Below are 14,543 nucleotides of genomic sequence, written 5' to 3' on the forward strand. Positions count from 1 at the left end.
CTGGCCGGCGAAGACACTCCCGAGTGCGGGGAGGAAATGCCCCGCCGGCTTGACCCCCGTCATCGGGTCGTCGAGGCCGCCTCTCCGGGGCGGCGAAAGTGCGGTGGCACCGGGAGCTCCCTTCTCCCCCGCACTCCCAAGGGGTCATGCAATTCCTCGTGAGGAGCTGTAATGATCTCTCGTGTCATGTCGGCGGAGCTCGCTGAGCACGCCGGCCAACGAGTGACGATCGCCGGTTGGGTCCATCGCCGCCGGCAACTGAAATCCGTGTCCTTCCTCGTCGTCAGGGACCGTACCGGGCTCGCCCAGGTGGTGGGCGCGGGCGACCTGCCCGGCGAGGAGAGCGTCGTCGAGGTCACCGGGACCCTGGCCGCGAACCCGCAGGCGCCCGGCGGGTTCGAGCTGGTCGAACCGGAGGTCGAGGTGCTGGCGCGGGCCTGCGTGGCGCCGCCGTTCGACCTCTACCGGCCCGTCGTCGGCGCGGCGCTGCCCACGATCCTCGACCACGCGCCGGTCGCGCTGCGGCATCCGCGGCTGCGGGCGCCGCTGGAGATCTCGGCCGCGAGCGTGGCCGGGTTCCGGGCGACGCTCGACGGGCTGGGGTTCACGGAGGTGCACACCCCGAAGATCGTCGCCTCGGCCACCGAGTCGGGCGCGAACGTCTTCGGCATCGACTACTTCGGCCGCCCCGCCTATCTCGCGCAGTCGCCGCAGTTCTACAAGCAGGCGCTGGTCGGGGTGTTCGAGCGCGTCTACGAGGTGGGGCCGGTCTTCCGCGCCGAGCCGCACGACACCGTACGGCACCTGGCCCAGTACACCAGCCTCGACGCCGAGCTGGGCTTCGTCCGCGACCACCGGGACGTGATGGCGGTGCTGCGGGACGCGGTGGCCGGGATGCTGGAGTCCGTACGCCACCGCGCCGGGGCCGCCCTCGACCTGCTCGGCGTCACGCTGCCCGAGGTGCCCGCCGAGATCCCGGCCGTGCACTTCACCGAGGCCCAGCGGCTGACCGGCTCCGCGGAGCCCGACCTGTCGCCCGCGCAGGAGCGGTGGCTGTCGGAGTGGGCGCTGCGGGAGCACGGCTCGGAGTTCCTGTACGTCACCGGCTACCCGATGGCCAAACGGCCCTTCTACACCCATCCCGACCCTGCCCGGCCGGGCTACACCAACGGCTTCGACCTGCTGTTCAGAGGGCTGGAGCTGGTGACGGGCGGGCAACGGCTGCACCGGTACGCGGACTACGTGGAGGCGCTGGCCGCCCGGGGTGAGGGGACGGAGGCGTACGAGGGGTATCTGCAGGCCTTCCGGTACGGGATGCCACCGCACGGAGGGTTCGCCCTCGGGCTGGAACGGTGGACGGCGCGGCTGACCGGCGCCGCCAACATCCGCCAGACCACGGCCTTCCCCCGCGACCTGCACCGCCTCTCGCCGTAGTCAGCGGGACTCGACCTGCTGGGCGCGGCGTGGCATGAGCAGTGCCACGGCCGCGCCCACCAGGCAGATGACAGCCGTGACCAGGAACATCTCCGTGTACTCCGTGTGCAGTGCCGCCTGCACCTTCGCGAGATAGTCGGCCAGCCGCCGCTGGTACGTCTCCGCGTCCACGCCGAACGGCAGCGGCGTGTCCAGGTCCGCGGTCAGCGACTGGAACCGGTAGAAACCCCACGCCGACACGGCCGCGATGCCGATCAGCATGCCCATCATCCTGGCCACCACGACGGCCGCCGAGGCGACCCCGTGCTGGGCCGCCGGGCTCACCCGCAGCACCGCCGCCGAGACCGGGGCGATGACCAGGCCCAGCCCCAGCCCCGCCACGACCAGGGCGAGATCCACCGCGAGGCCGGCGTTGGCCAGGTCGAGCGGCCAGCGGCTCATCAGCCAGTAGCCGGCCGTCGCCACCACCATGCCCGCCACGGCCACCGCGCGGTCGCCCAGCCTGCGTGCCAGCAGGCCGCCGAGCAGGGCGGCGACCGTCAGCGCGGCCAGGAACCTGGCCAGCACCAGCGCCGCCGCAAGCTCGTCCTTGCCGAGCAGGGTCTGCCCGGTGAGCTGGACGAACACCATCGTCACCAGGAGCGCCGACCCGGCCAGGAAGCTCACGGCCAGGGTGGCCAGCAGCGGGCCCTTGCGGGTGCCCGAGAGGTCCAGGAGGCGGACGGGGGAGCGGATCTCCCACCAGACGAAGAGCCCTGCCGCCACCGCGCCGGCGGCGATCACGGGCAGGCCCCAGGGCGGTAGGACGGCCTTGGCGGGGTCGGGGTTGTAGAGGCCGACGACGAGAAGCCCGAGCGCCAGCGCCAGCAACACCCCACCGACCCCATCCACCCGCCTCCCACCACCCACCCCCGGACCCGCGCCCGCCCGATCCGCGCCCGCCCGATCCGCGCCCGGCCTGTCCGCGTCCGCCTGGGCCGCGCCCGGCCTGTCCGCGTCCGCCTGGGCCGCGCCTGGCCTGTCCGCGTGTGTCTGGGCCGCGTCTGTCTGCCCCGCATCTGCTCGTCCGATGGGGCTCGTCGCCTGGCTCAGGTCCGTGTGCCCGGGTGCGCCCACCGGCCGTGCCGCGGTGGCGTCCGGTGGGCCTGCGGCTGGGGGCGCGCCGGCGGTGTCCGGGGAGGTCGTGTTGTCGGCTCGGGAATGCCTGGTGCGGCCAGGGACCGTGAGTTGCACCGCCACGGCCGCCAGGGCCGCCAGCGGGACGTTGATCCAGAAGATGGCGTGCCAGCCGCCCAGCTCCACCCCCGCCACCACGACCGCGGGGACCTGCGCCAGCAGCCCGCCGTACAGGGGCCCCAGCGCGCTTCCCAGCTCCTGAGCCGCCCCCACCGCCCCCAGGGCGACCGACCGCTCCCGTTCGTGCCACAGGTCGCCGATGAGCGCCATCGTGATCGGCAGCAGCGCCCCACCGGCCACCCCCTGCACGGTACGCCCGGCCACCACCATCACCTCACCGGCCGCCAGCGCCGTGAGCACCGAACCCAGGGCGAACGCCGCCAGGCAGGCGTGGATCAGCGGCCGCCGCCCATAGCGGTCGGAGAGCTGGCCGAGCAGCGGCATCGCGGCCACGTACCCGAGCAGGAACCCGGTGACGATCGGGGTGGCCCGCTCCAGGTGGTTGAGCGGGATGTCCACGTCCTCGGCGATGCCGACCAGGACCGTCACCACCACGTACGCGTCCAGCGCGGCCAGCAGCACCACCGCGCCCCCGGCGCCGAGCGCGACCCGGCGGGCGCGCCTCATCCGGCGGGCGGCGTGATCGTCACCGGCGCGTCATAGTCGCTGAACGACACCGTCACCGTGCCGTTCTGCAGCGGCAGGCTGGCCTTGGTGAGCCTGCTGGTGGCCTGTTCGATCCAGATCTTGGCGTTGACGCTCGTCGTGACCCCCGGGATGATCTGGCCCACGACCTGCCCGGGGAACGTGGTGGCCACCCGATATGAGCCACTTTCCACGGCCTCGACCTTCGGCTCCGTGGCCGAGGTCAGCAACTGGGAGATCCCCTTGGTCGGCTCCAGGATCACCGAAGGGTCGTAGAACTGCGCGAGCTGGGCCCGCGTCATCTGCTGGAACCCGCCCGTCACACCCTTGAAGTGCACGGTCTCCCCGACGACGGCGAAGCTGATCTCCTGCGACGTGCCCAGGATGTCGATGGTGATCGTGCCGTCGGCGTCCCCGGCGGCGGTGAGCCTGCCGTCGGCCTTCTTGACCGGCACCTGCGGCTTGCCCTCGGTCGAGATCGAGAAGCTCGCCGACTTGACGGCCCGCATGGCCGCCGCGGCCTTGGTCATCAGGTCAGGCCCGGCGGGCAACTCGCCCCCGGCGCCCGACGAGCACGCCGACACCAGCGCGAGCACGGCCACGATCAGTAGCTTTCTGAGCATGAGCGGATCGTAGCGAGCGCCCGGGAACGTCCGCGCGCCGTCATCCATATCGGTTGGATGTCAGCGCAGCTTCTTCAGGTGCTCCACGATCGGCTGGTATGCCGCCTCGATCGCGTCGAGCTGGTCATCGGTGAGCCGGTCGACGAAGTGCTCCCGCACGCTCGCCACGTGGAACGGCGCCGCCCGCTGGATCGTCTCCCAGCCCTCGTCGGTCAGCACCGCGAACGTGCCGCGCCGGTCGTCCCGGCAGTCCTCCCTGGTGACCAGCCCCTTGGCCTCCATGCGGGAGATCTGGTGAGACAACCGGCTGCGCGACTGGATGGTCGCGTCCGCCAGGTCGCTCATGCGCATGCGGCGCTCCGGGCTCTCCGACAGGTTGACGAGGATCTCGTAGTCGTTCAACGAGAGTGAGTGCTCCTGCAACTCGCGGTCGAGCCGGTGCATGAGGAGCTTGTGCAGCGCTAGATGCGTACGCCAGGCACGCTGTTCGGCGCTGGATAGCCAGCGAGGCGCGCTCATGATCCCTAATCTAGCGCACGTACGCGCGGGCAGCGTGCCCCGGTGGCGACCCGCCGCAGGTCCACCCCCATAGGGTGGGCAGCATGGCGGAGAAGTCGGGGGAGAGCCTGGGCACCGTGCTCGTGGCGGGCGCGGCGAACCTGGCCATCGCGCTGGCCAAGCTCGCCGCGGGCCTCATCAGCGGCTCTGCGGCCATGCTGTCCGAGGCCGCGCACTCTGCCGCCGACACCGTGACCGAGCTGCTGCTGCTCGTGTCGGTACGCCGTGCGGGCCGGCCCGCCGACCGGCGGCACCCGTTCGGGCACGGCAAGGCCGGGTTCTTCTGGGCCATGATGGCGGCCGTCGCGACGCTGGTCGGCGGGGCCGGGTTCGCCATCACGCACGGGGTGCACGAGATCGGCCACGGTGAGAGGTTGTCGAACCTCACCCCGGCCTACATCGTGCTGGCGGTCTCGTTCGTGCTGGAGGCTATCTCTTTCCGCAAGGCGTACACCCAGCTCCAGGGCCAGGCCATGAGACGCCGCCTGTCTCCGGTGCAACTCGTGCGCGTCACCTCGGACACGGCGTTGAAGGCCGTACTGTTCGAGGACGCGGCAGCCCTGCTGGGCCTGGTCATCGCGGCCTGCGGGCTGGCGGGCTCACAGCTCAGCGGTTCGGCCCTGTGGGACGGCGCCGCGTCGGTGGTCATCGGCCTGCTCCTGCTGGGCGTCGCGATCACCCTGATCCGGTCGAATCTGTCGCTGCTCATCGGCCAGGCCGCGCCGCAGCACGTCGAGACCGCCATCCGCGCGGTGCTGGCGGCCCAGCCGGAGGTGGAGGAGGTGGTGGAGCTGCTCACCATGATGATCGGCCCGGGCCAGATCCTGGTCGGCGCCAAGATCGACTTCAGGGACGAGGCGAGCGCCGCCGGGGTCGAGCGGGCCTGTGACGAGGTGGATCGCCGGCTACGCGCGCACATCCCCGGCATCGCCCAGGTCTTCCTCGACCCCACCCCGACCGGCCACCGCCGCACCTGAGCCGCCGCAGGGCCAGGAACTCGGCGCTCAGGCCGGTGCGAGCTTCGGGATCAGGAGAATGCCATGACGATGGCGACGCCGACGACGTGCATCAGCACCACCGCGACGATCAAGGAGATGAACACGAACTTGGCAGGGCCGTGCTCGAAGGTCTTGCCGTCTTCGAGGGGCCTGCGCTGAGCTATCCGGTCGGCGATCCGTTCCTCGACGGACTTGCGGTAGAACATGGGGCAACTTTATCCGGGGATGGGCGCCCTCCTGGCGGGGGTGTCCGTGATGACGGCCACCCGGAGGTCGGGGCCCACGCTCCACTCCAGCAGGTGACGGCCGGTCAGGTCGTCGCCCCCGGTGCTGAGTTTGCCGAGCTCCAGCTCGCCGCGCTTGATCAGCGCCTCCTTGCGCGTCCAGTGCCTGATCAGCTCGTCGTTGCCGGTGACCAGCGCGCGCTCGCGCGGCGTGAGCACCCGGTCGGCCAGCAGCGCGTCGAGCGGGCCGGGCCGTACGTGCTCGACGTCCACGCCGACCTTGCCGGGACCGGCCGCCGCGCACACGTAGCCGCGCGTGTGGCTCAAGCTGACGCCCAGCCTGGGCGCCTCCTCGATGTACGGCCTGCCGTGCCCGGGGCCGTGCACGTCGCAGTGCTGCAGCAGCGTCAGCTCCTCCGGCTCGCTGTCGAGCACGGCGGCGGCGCAGACGCGCACCAGCAGGTGGGCGGCGACGAAACTCTCGCGGTCCACCGGGAACCTGAACCGCGCGGCCCGCTCCCGCTCCACCTCGGTGAGCCACTTCTCGGGGGCGCGTACCTCCTCGGGGAGGCCGCCCATCGCCAGGGGGACGATCGTCTCAGTCCTTCTTCTCTTCGTCGCCGTCGAGGTTGTACTGATCCTCCGCGGCCGCGCCGAGCACGGTCACGTCGTGGACCTTCCAGACACCCTGCTCCTTCACCATACTGACCTTCAAGTGCGAGTCCTTCACCGAGCGAATCGCTTCCGAAGTGTTCACCTGCTGGTCGACCACGACGATGGCGCGCGCCGTGGCCTCGCCCACCTCGGCGAGGTAGACCTCGCGCACCGTGGCCCGCGCGGTCGCCCTCAGTTTAACGATCACCTGCGCCATCGCGCCGCCGAACGCCTCGTCGTAGGTGCTCAGGAAGTCGCCCGTGGCCTGGGCGGCCAGGGTGGAGCGGGTGGTCTGCAGGTCACGGTAGTCGTAGCTGAGCAGGGCCGTGCTGAACGCGCTCGCCGCGCCGGACACCTCCAGCCGCGACGCGCGCTCGCCCGCCAGCCTGGCGCGGGCGTCCTCGGCCCGGGCGGCGGAGATCCCCTGCAGGACGGCTGTGGCGGCGATGGCGGCCACCAGCATCGCGGCCAGCGCCCCGACGACCCGCACCCGGGTGAAACGGCCGCCGCCCGTGCCGTTGCCCTCCGGCTTGTCATCGGGGCCGGTCTCCGCCGTCTCACGATCCTCGCCCGGCACGGGGTCGTCGGCGTCGCCTCCAGGCGCGTCGGCGTCGCGTCCGGGAGCGGAGGCATCGCTTTCCTGAGGGGAGGCGTCGCGTCCGGGAGCGGATGCGTCGCCTTCGTGAGGGGATGCGTCGCTTTCGTGAGCGGCGGTGGCGTCGCCCTCAGAAGCGGTGGTGTCCGTGGGCTTCTCGGTGCGGGTGTCCTCGGTGAGGTCCTGCCTGGTGGTCATCTTGACTCCTCACGGCGGCGGGCGGCCCGGCCCGCCGAGATCCAGCCCACGATGCCACCGCCGGCCAGCACGGCGAGGAAGATCGCGGCGATCAGCGGGGCGGGGTTCGGTGGGGTACGGGAAGCGGTGTCGGCGGCGGTCTGGCCGGGCTGCCCGGCCTGGGCCGCCGCCGGAGGCTCGGACCGGTCCGGCCCGGGGGTGGCACGGCGGCGGTCAGCGTCCGGATCGGCGCCTTGCTCGGCGTCCGGACCGGCGCTTTGCTCGGTGTTCGGATCGGGGCCTTGCTCGGCGTCCTCGCCGGGGTTCGGGGTGTTGTTCTGTTCGGTGTCCCGCTCGCGGCCCAGGGCGGCGTCCCGGGCGTCGGTCCGGGGTTCGTCGCCGTCCCGGCCGGTGGGCGGCGGGGCGGGGCAGGTCCGGAGCCGGGGTACGGGCGGCGGGCCGACGGCGCTCGCGTACTCCTCGGCGGGCTGCGGCCCGCCCGGCACGCTGAAGATGAACGACGCCCTGCCGTAGACGGTGTCACCGTGCCGGTCGCTGACGTCGTCGGCCAGGCTCAGCGCCGTCGGCATGATGCTCAGCAGGTGGTGCACGTTCCGCTCGGTCTCCGGCGAGAACACCGGCTCATGCGGCAGCCCCACCGCCGTCAGCAGGCACGAGAACCCCGGCCGCGACCTCTTGACGGCCTCGTCCAGCCGGGCGAACACCCCGGGCCCCTGGTCGAGGAAGGCGTTCAGGTCGGTACGTGACGCGCGCAAGGTGGCCGTCACCGTGCTCAGGTCCGTGATCCCGCTCGCCAGCTCGCCCCGCTTGCCGGCGAGCGTGTGGGTGAGCCGGGTGAGCTGCACCGACAGGTCGTCGAGCACGTCGGCGTTGTCGGCGAGGGTGCCGGTCAGGGTGTGGGCGTCGTCGATGATGCTCCTGATCGCCGGCGCCCGGCCGTCCAGGGCGACGGCCAGCTCGTGGGTGATCGCCTTGGCGTCCCGCGGCGGCACCGCGTTGAGCAGCTTGCCCACGCCCTCGAACAGCTTCTTGTAATCGAGCGGCACCGACGTCCTGGCCAGCGGGATCGTGTCCCCGGCCGCCAGCGTGGGCCCGGTCACGCCGGTACGGGGCGGCGACAGCTCCACGTACGGCTCCCCGATCGCGGACTTGCGCCGCACCTCGGCCGTGACGCCCTTCGGCAGCCGGATCTCCCGGTCGATGTCCAGGCCCACGACGATCCCGCCGGGCGCCAGCCGCACGTCGCCGATCCTGCCCACCCGTACCCCGAGATAGGCCACGTCGAAGCCGGGGATCAGCCCGGGGGAGGAGACGAACTCCGCCGACACCCGGTACGGCCGCTCGATCGCGTCGAGCCGGATGATCGTGCTGAACGCCCAGACCGTCATGACGATCCCCAGCGCCACGAAGAACCCGAGATTCAGGTAGATCCGGTTTCTCATCGCGGCGGCTCCAGCAGCAGACGGAAGTCCTCCACCCGGTTCGGCAGCGGCCCGTCGGCGAGCACACCGCCGGGCCCGCCGCCGCCCCGGGGCAGCAGTACCCCCTTCAGCCAGAGGTAGATGAGCACCTGCCCGTTGACCGTGATCGGCGGCGTGTCGATGAACTTCTGCAGCTTCACCACCAGCGCCTTCAGGTCCTCCCTGCCCCGCTGCATGGCCGTGGAGATCGCCGCCAGCTCGCGCAGCAGCGTGCGCAGCCGGGCGGCGTGGCGCGGGTAGACCGTGAGGTTGGCCTCCTTGGCCAGCGCGGTCAGCGCGACGATGGTCCTCTTCACGTGCTGCCGTCCGTGCGCGATCCGGGAGGTGGCCGAGGCGAGCGTGCCCGGCAGCCGGTCCAGCTCGGAACCGCCCCTGGCGAGGTCGTCGCCCAGCCTGGCCAGGGCGTCGATGCTGGTCCCCAGGTCCTGGCGGGCCGCGGCGTAGGCGTCGGTGACCTCGGCCGTCTGTTTGATCAGTTTGTTCACGTCGTCGCCCCGGCCGGCGAACGCGGTGGAGGCCGCGTCGAGGATGGCGTTCACGTCCTGGGCGCCGAGCGCCTCGATGAGCGGTCCGGCCTTCGCGGTGACCTGCTCGATGTCCGGTTCGACCGAGGTGTAGGCGATGGTGGCGCCGTTGCCCAGGTACGGGCCCGTGGCCAGGTCCTTGCCCCGTGGCGGGGTGAGCAGGACGTAGTTTTCGCCCAGGACGGAGGTCTTGGCCACGGTGGCGGTGCTGCCCCGGGGCACCCGGTGCTCCGACTGGACCGACATCGTCACCCTGGCCCGGTAACCCCGTAACCGGATGTCGGTGACCGTGCCCACCCGTACGTCGGAGATCTGCACGCTGTGCCCGGCGACCAGGCTCTGCACGTCGTCGAAGGTGGCGTACAGGGTGAGGTCGCCGGTGGTGGCGCCGAGCGTCTGCAGTGAGCACGAGGCCGTCAGGCCCAGGGCGACCAGCACGGCCGGCAGGCGCGCTCTCATCGCCGCCTCCCCTGCTCGAAGGGGCAGTTGCTGAGCCCGGCCGGCAGGCACGGCACCCGGCCCAGGCCCAGCGAGTCGAACAGCGGCGTCAGCCACGCCCTGGTCATCGCGTTGAGCACCACGCGGATCTTCAGCACGTGCTGCTCCCGGTCCCACGCCTCGATCATCACGTCGGCGAAGTCCGCGGCGCCCTTGACCGCCCGCGCCGTCGAGGCGCTGTTGGCCCTGACCGTCAGCACCAGCTCGGCCAGGGTTCCGGCGGCCTGCGGAAGCCGTTCTGAATACTGCTCGATGAGCACGTCGCCGCGCCGTACGAAGCCGGCCATGCTGGTGACGAAGCCGCGCAGCCGCCGCCGCTCCTCCGCCAGGATCGCGCTCGCCTCGGCGAAGGAGTCGATCGCGCCCGTCACCTGGGTCTCGCGCTCGTTGAGGGTGGTGGCCAGCCTGTTCAGGCCCTTGGCCAGGTCGACGAGCTGCTGGTCCTGCTCGGCCAGGACGCCGGTGAGCTCGGAGGTGTCCGCGATCGCGTTGTTGATCGTCTTGCCCCGCCCCCTGACGCCGTCGGCCAGGTCGCTCGCGACGTTCCCCAGCTTGCGGTCGTCGAGCGCGTCGGTCAGCTTGGTGAACGCGTCGAGCGCGTCGTCGATCTCCACCGGCAGGTCGGTGCGCTCCAGCGGGATGGTCGCCCCGGGCCGGATCCGCCGGTCGCCGGGTTTCCACGGCGGGTAGAGGACGACGTTCCGCTCGCCGAGGGTGTTCTGCGGCGCGACCACGGCCTTCACGTCGGCCGGGAGCGGCACCTGCCGGTCCACCAGCAGGTCAACCCGCACTTTGTCCCCATAAATGCGGATCTTTTCGACGTATCCCGCGTCGAGTCCCATCACCTTGATCCGCGCCTCCTCGTACAGGGCGGGCGCCTTGGCGAAGATCGCCACCAGCCGGTACGGCGGCTCCGCCCCCAGCACGGAGCACCCCGACGTCAGGAACACGCCGGCCAGCAGCACCGCGAGCAGCCGTCTCATCGCTCGCTCCTCCCGTTCCTGGCGCTGTCCTTCCTGATGACGGCGAGCACCTCCGGGTTGATGGGGCCGAGGCCCGTGGCGATGGCCTCCAGCCACGGGCCCTGGCCGCCCATCGTGGACAGGCCGGTGAACGTCGGGCCCGCCCACGCCAGGAGCGAGTTGAGCTGCTTGTTGCCGCCGCTGAGCCGGGTCGTGATGGCCGCGTTGTCGTCGAGCACCCGCACCAGCGAGCCCTCGTGCTCGTCGATCAGCCGGGTCGTGCTCCGTACCAGGTCGCTGCCGTCGCCGAGGAGCACGCGCAGCTCGTCGCGGCGGGCGCGCAGCTCGCCCAGCATGACGTCGATGGCGTCGATGAGCCGGGTGATCTGCTTGTCCTTCTTCTCCAGGACCTTCATGATCCTGGTGCCGTTGTCGAGCAGGCGCCGCAACTGCGGCTCGCTCTCGCTGATCGTGTCCGACAGGTCGCCGACGTTTTCCAGCAGCCTGGTGACGCGGCCCCGCTTGCCGAGGTCGATCTTGTCGAGCTCGGTGAGCAGGTCGTCCACGGCGTCGCTGTTCAGCCGCTCGACCAGGTGGGTGGCGTCGTTGATGGCGTCGTTGATGAGGGTGGGCACCCCGGTCCTGGTCACCGGGACGCGCCGGCGGTCCTCGGGGAGCTCGTCGTAGTACGGGGCGCGGCCCAGGCCGGTGAGCCTGACGTAACGGCCGCCGAGCAGGTTGGACAGGGCGATGTCGGCGCGGGTGCCACGGCCGAGGCGTACGTCGTCGGCCACCTTCCAGGTGACGATCACGTGGCCCCGCGCATAGTCGGCGCGCACCTCGGTCACCTCCCCGACGCGCACCCCGGCGACCCTGACGTCGTTGCCCGTGCGCAGCCCGCCCGAGTCCACGAACACGCCCGACATGGTGTATCCGCCCTCCAGCAGCCCCAGGCTGCCGACCAGGAACGTGGCGACGAGCACGGCGGCGATCGTGGCCACCGACACCAGGCCGACGGCGATCTTGTTCCGGTCACGGAAGGACTTGATCGCCATCACTCGCCCACCATGAGCCTGCTCAGGTCCTCGGTGCTCTGGACGCGGGTGTTGCGCAGCGGCGGCGGGCTGCGCATCCCGTACGGGCAGGGCGCGGCGCTCAGGGCCACGCACGGGATGGCGGTGATGAAGTAGCGGCCGCGGTTGACGCTGGAGTGGGCGCGGGCCAGCAAGGGCTGGAAGGTGCTGACCGCCTGGTCGACCTCGTTCACGTGCCGCCGGATGCCACCGGTCAGGCCGGACAGGTTGTCCACCAGGGCGCCCAGCTCGTCGGCGTTCTTGCCGAGCACCTCGTTGGAGGTGCGCACGGTCGTGGACAGCTGCACCAGCGCGTCGTCGATCAGCTCGCGGTTGTCGGCGAACGCCTCCGAGAGCGTCACGAGGTTGTCGACGAGCTGCTCGATCTGCCGGTCGCGGCGGGCGACCACGCCGGTGACGGTGGCGTAGTCGGTCAGCAACCGCCGGATGGTCTCCTTGCGCTCGTTGACCGTGGTGGTGATGGCGTTGACGTTGTCGAGCAACCGCGGGAGGTTGCGCTCGTTGCCCTCCAGCGACCTGGCGGCGGCGGTCAGGAGCTGGTTGATCTGCTCGGGGTCCAGGCTGCGGGTCAGCGGGCCGAGGTCGCTGACCAGCTCGCCGATGTCCACGACGGAGGACGTACGGGTGATGCGCGCCCCGGGCGCCAGCCGGGCCGGCGCGGTGCCCGGCAACAGGTAGATCACCCGCTGGCCGACGGCGTTGCGCCAGCGTACGGCGGCCTCGGTGTCGGCGGGCACCCTGACCGCGTCCTGCACCTCCAGGGTCACCTCGGCCCGGCCGTCGACGACCCTGATCGTGTCCACCCGCCCCACCGGCGCCCCGGCGATCTTGACCTGGTCGCCCTCGACCAGCCCGGACACGTCGTCGAACGTCGCGACCAGCCGGTATCCGCCGCCGCTGCCCACCCGGGCGATCTGCACGGCGATCAGCACGATCAGCGCCACGCACGTCCCGACGAACAGGGCGGACCGCACGAGGACCCAGCCGTGCCGCATGTCACCGCCTCCCGTCGGCCGGGCCGCAGGCGCCGACGATGAGCTCGCAGAGGTCACTGGCGAGGAACATCTCGATCTGGAGCTGCCGGGTGCCGTCCGGCCCCGGCGCCTCGATCAGCTCGTTGAGCAGGTCCACCAGCCGGTTCAGGCCGCGTACGCCGTCCCCGGCCAGGCCGAGCTGGGCGTAGATGAGGGAGGCCACCCGCTCGGCCGAGTGCACGCCGGCCCGCAGATCCTGCCGGTGCCGGGCCAGCCCGTGCGCGACCGGCGCGGAGACGGAGGTCACCTCCTGGAGCAGCACGCGTACCTTGTCGGCGCGTTTCAGCAGGTCGGTGGTGATGACGTTGGCGTCGGAGGAGATCGAGACGAGCTCGTCGCCCTTGTCCGACAGCGCCGTGCCGAGCAGCGCGGCGTCGTGCAGGAACTGCCGGGCCCGGCCGCGCTGCCGGTGCGCGACGCCCACGACCGTGCCGGCGTCGCCGATCAGCTCGCGCAGGTGCTCGCCCTCGCCGTCGAGCCCCTTGGCCAGGGTGTGCACGATGACCGTGACCTCGCGGGGATCGACGGCGTCCAGGCCGCGGTAGGCGGCGCCGAGCGTGTCGGACAGGTCGAGCGGGCCCTCGGTGTCGGTGATGACCGCGCCGCTCGCCAGATAGGGGCCGGTGGTCTCGCCGGAGCCGGGCTCCAGGCTGACGAACTTGGGGCCGAACACCGACGTCGGCTCCACGGACGCGACCGTCGACCCGGGCACCCTGACGCCGGGGTCGAGGTGCATGGTCACCACGGCCCGGCCCCTGGCGTCGAGTGAGACGTTCGTGACCTCGCCCACCCTGATGCCGCGGATCTTGACCGGCGAGTTGGTGTCCAGGCCCTGGCCGGCCCGGGCGAACACGGCGTCGATCCGGGTGCCGGAGATCGCGGTCGCGGTGTGGACGACGTACAGGGTCGCACCGGCGACCAGCGCCAGCACGGCGCAGGCGAGGCCCACCCGGGCCGTGAGGGAGAGCTCGAATCGGGTCACCGGCTCACCCCGTCAGCGGTATGTTGCCGCCGCCGCCCCAGAACACGTACGACAGCAGCAGGTTGAGCAGCACGATCGTGACGATCGACTGGCGGATGGCGCGCCCCGCCGCCACGCCCACGCCCACCGGCCCCCCGGTGGCGTGGAACCCGTGGAAGCAGTGGATCACGATGACGGCGAAGGCGAACACGCCCACCTTGGCCACGCTGAACACGATGTCGCTGACCGGCAGGTACAGGTAGAAGTAGTAGTCGTAGACCCCCGGCGCCAGTCCGAACAGCACCGTGCACATCAGCCGGGTGGCGAAGAAGCTGGCGAACAACGCGATCAGGTAGATCGGCACCAGCGCCAGCAGCGCGGCCACCACCCGGGTGCAGATCAGGTAGGTGAAGGCGTTGATGCCCATCACCTCCAGCGCGTCGATCTCCTCCGAGATCCGCATCGCGCCCAGCTCCGCCGTGAACGACGAGCCCACCTGCGCCGCCAGCGCGGTCCCGGCGATGATCGGGGTGATCTCGCGGACGTTGGCGAAGCTGCCCACCAGGCCCATGAACGACTCGGCGCCGATCGCCTGCAACCCCTGGTAACCCTGCAGGCCCACGGTCGCGCCCACGACGAACGCCATCGTGAACACCACGAAGATCATGCCGCCGCCGATGACGGTCGCCCCGACGCCCACCACGACGTCGCTGACCTGCTTGATGACGACCTTGCCGTATTTGAGCCGCAGGACGATGTCCCGGACGGAGTAGAACAGCACCTTCCACACGAACAGCGGCCAGTCGGCCAGCGTCGCGAACCGTTCGGCGAGCTCCCGCCCCCGACGGGCGAGTCCCGGACCGGCGGCCGGTGTGCTCAACACC

At 71.6% G+C, this 14,543-nt stretch carries 15 protein-coding genes; 2 read left to right on the plus strand and 13 right to left on the minus strand.

Going from position 1 to position 14,543, the window contains the following annotated elements:
• The first annotated feature begins 171 nt into the window (after positions 1 to 171).
• The gene (gene aspS, locus BLS95_RS10945) at positions 172 to 1,434 is read left to right on the plus strand and encodes an aspartate--tRNA(Asn) ligase (protein ID WP_090930790.1); all 1,263 of its coding nucleotides are present in this window, start codon (positions 172 to 174) and stop codon (positions 1,432 to 1,434) included.
• Here the strand turns inward: aspS and BLS95_RS57750 are convergent, their stop codons facing one another.
• Genes BLS95_RS57750 through BLS95_RS10965 form a run of 3 tightly spaced genes read right to left on the minus strand, consistent with a single transcriptional unit; the run spans position 1,435 to position 4,397 of the window.
• Positions 1,435 to 3,237, minus strand: coding sequence for an MFS transporter (locus tag BLS95_RS57750; RefSeq protein ID WP_245764981.1), 1,803 nt, complete (start codon positions 3,235 to 3,237; stop codon positions 1,435 to 1,437).
• Positions 3,234 to 3,878, minus strand: coding sequence for an LppX_LprAFG lipoprotein (locus BLS95_RS10960; RefSeq protein ID WP_090931029.1), 645 nt, complete (start codon positions 3,876 to 3,878; stop codon positions 3,234 to 3,236). The genes BLS95_RS57750 and BLS95_RS10960 overlap by 4 nt, the downstream gene beginning before the upstream one ends.
• 60 nt (positions 3,879 to 3,938) lie before the next feature.
• A complete protein-coding gene (locus BLS95_RS10965; RefSeq protein ID WP_090930791.1) occupies positions 3,939 to 4,397 on the minus strand; it encodes a MarR family winged helix-turn-helix transcriptional regulator in 459 nt (152 codons plus the stop codon).
• Between the two features lie 83 nt (positions 4,398 to 4,480).
• Here BLS95_RS10965 and BLS95_RS10970 point away from each other — a divergent pair, with 83 nt between their 5' ends.
• On the plus strand, positions 4,481 to 5,413 hold the full coding sequence (locus tag BLS95_RS10970; RefSeq protein ID WP_090930792.1) for a cation diffusion facilitator family transporter: 933 nt from the start codon (positions 4,481 to 4,483) through the stop codon (positions 5,411 to 5,413).
• A gap of 50 nt (positions 5,414 to 5,463) precedes the next feature.
• Here BLS95_RS10970 and BLS95_RS55545 read toward each other — a convergent pair whose 3' ends face one another.
• From BLS95_RS55545 to BLS95_RS11015, 10 genes are read right to left on the minus strand one after another with little or no spacing between them, the layout of a single operon-like run.
• Complete coding sequence (locus tag BLS95_RS55545; protein WP_176993125.1) at positions 5,464 to 5,640, minus strand: hypothetical protein; 177 nt, start codon at positions 5,638 to 5,640, stop codon at positions 5,464 to 5,466.
• A gap of 9 nt (positions 5,641 to 5,649) precedes the next feature.
• Positions 5,650 to 6,237: a 4'-phosphopantetheinyl transferase family protein gene (locus BLS95_RS10975; protein WP_090930793.1), complete on the minus strand. Its 588-nt coding sequence runs from the start codon at positions 6,235 to 6,237 to the stop codon at positions 5,650 to 5,652.
• A 19-nt stretch (positions 6,238 to 6,256) separates the two neighbouring features.
• Positions 6,257 to 7,105: a hypothetical protein gene (locus tag BLS95_RS10980; protein WP_090930794.1), complete on the minus strand. Its 849-nt coding sequence runs from the start codon at positions 7,103 to 7,105 to the stop codon at positions 6,257 to 6,259.
• On the minus strand, positions 7,102 to 8,547 hold the full coding sequence (locus BLS95_RS10985; RefSeq protein WP_090930795.1) for an MlaD family protein: 1,446 nt from the start codon (positions 8,545 to 8,547) through the stop codon (positions 7,102 to 7,104). Before BLS95_RS10985 ends, BLS95_RS10980 begins: the two co-directional genes overlap by 4 nt.
• The gene (locus BLS95_RS10990) at positions 8,544 to 9,569 is read right to left on the minus strand and encodes an MCE family protein (RefSeq protein WP_090930796.1); all 1,026 of its coding nucleotides are present in this window, start codon (positions 9,567 to 9,569) and stop codon (positions 8,544 to 8,546) included. Before BLS95_RS10990 ends, BLS95_RS10985 begins: the two co-directional genes overlap by 4 nt.
• Entirely contained in the window at positions 9,566 to 10,591 is a 1,026-nt protein-coding gene (locus BLS95_RS10995) for an MCE family protein (RefSeq protein WP_090930797.1), read from the minus strand. Before BLS95_RS10995 ends, BLS95_RS10990 begins: the two co-directional genes overlap by 4 nt.
• Complete coding sequence (locus tag BLS95_RS11000) at positions 10,588 to 11,625, minus strand: MlaD family protein (protein ID WP_090930798.1); 1,038 nt, start codon at positions 11,623 to 11,625, stop codon at positions 10,588 to 10,590. The genes BLS95_RS10995 and BLS95_RS11000 overlap by 4 nt, the downstream gene beginning before the upstream one ends.
• Positions 11,625 to 12,659, minus strand: coding sequence for an MCE family protein (locus BLS95_RS11005; protein WP_090930799.1), 1,035 nt, complete (start codon positions 12,657 to 12,659; stop codon positions 11,625 to 11,627). The genes BLS95_RS11000 and BLS95_RS11005 overlap by 1 nt, the downstream gene beginning before the upstream one ends.
• Before the next feature lies 1 nt (position 12,660).
• Positions 12,661 to 13,680 carry an MCE family protein gene (locus BLS95_RS11010; protein WP_090930800.1) on the minus strand — a complete coding sequence of 340 codons (1,020 nt, stop codon included), beginning with the start codon at positions 13,678 to 13,680 and terminating at the stop codon, positions 12,661 to 12,663.
• A 4-nt stretch (positions 13,681 to 13,684) separates the two neighbouring features.
• Positions 13,685 to 14,542: an MlaE family ABC transporter permease gene (locus tag BLS95_RS11015; RefSeq protein ID WP_342742689.1), complete on the minus strand. Its 858-nt coding sequence runs from the start codon at positions 14,540 to 14,542 to the stop codon at positions 13,685 to 13,687.
• Position 14,543 lies beyond the last annotated feature (1 nt).

Source organism: Nonomuraea jiangxiensis, from assembly GCF_900099965.1.
Lineage (GTDB): Bacteria > Actinomycetota > Actinomycetes > Streptosporangiales > Streptosporangiaceae > Nonomuraea > Nonomuraea jiangxiensis.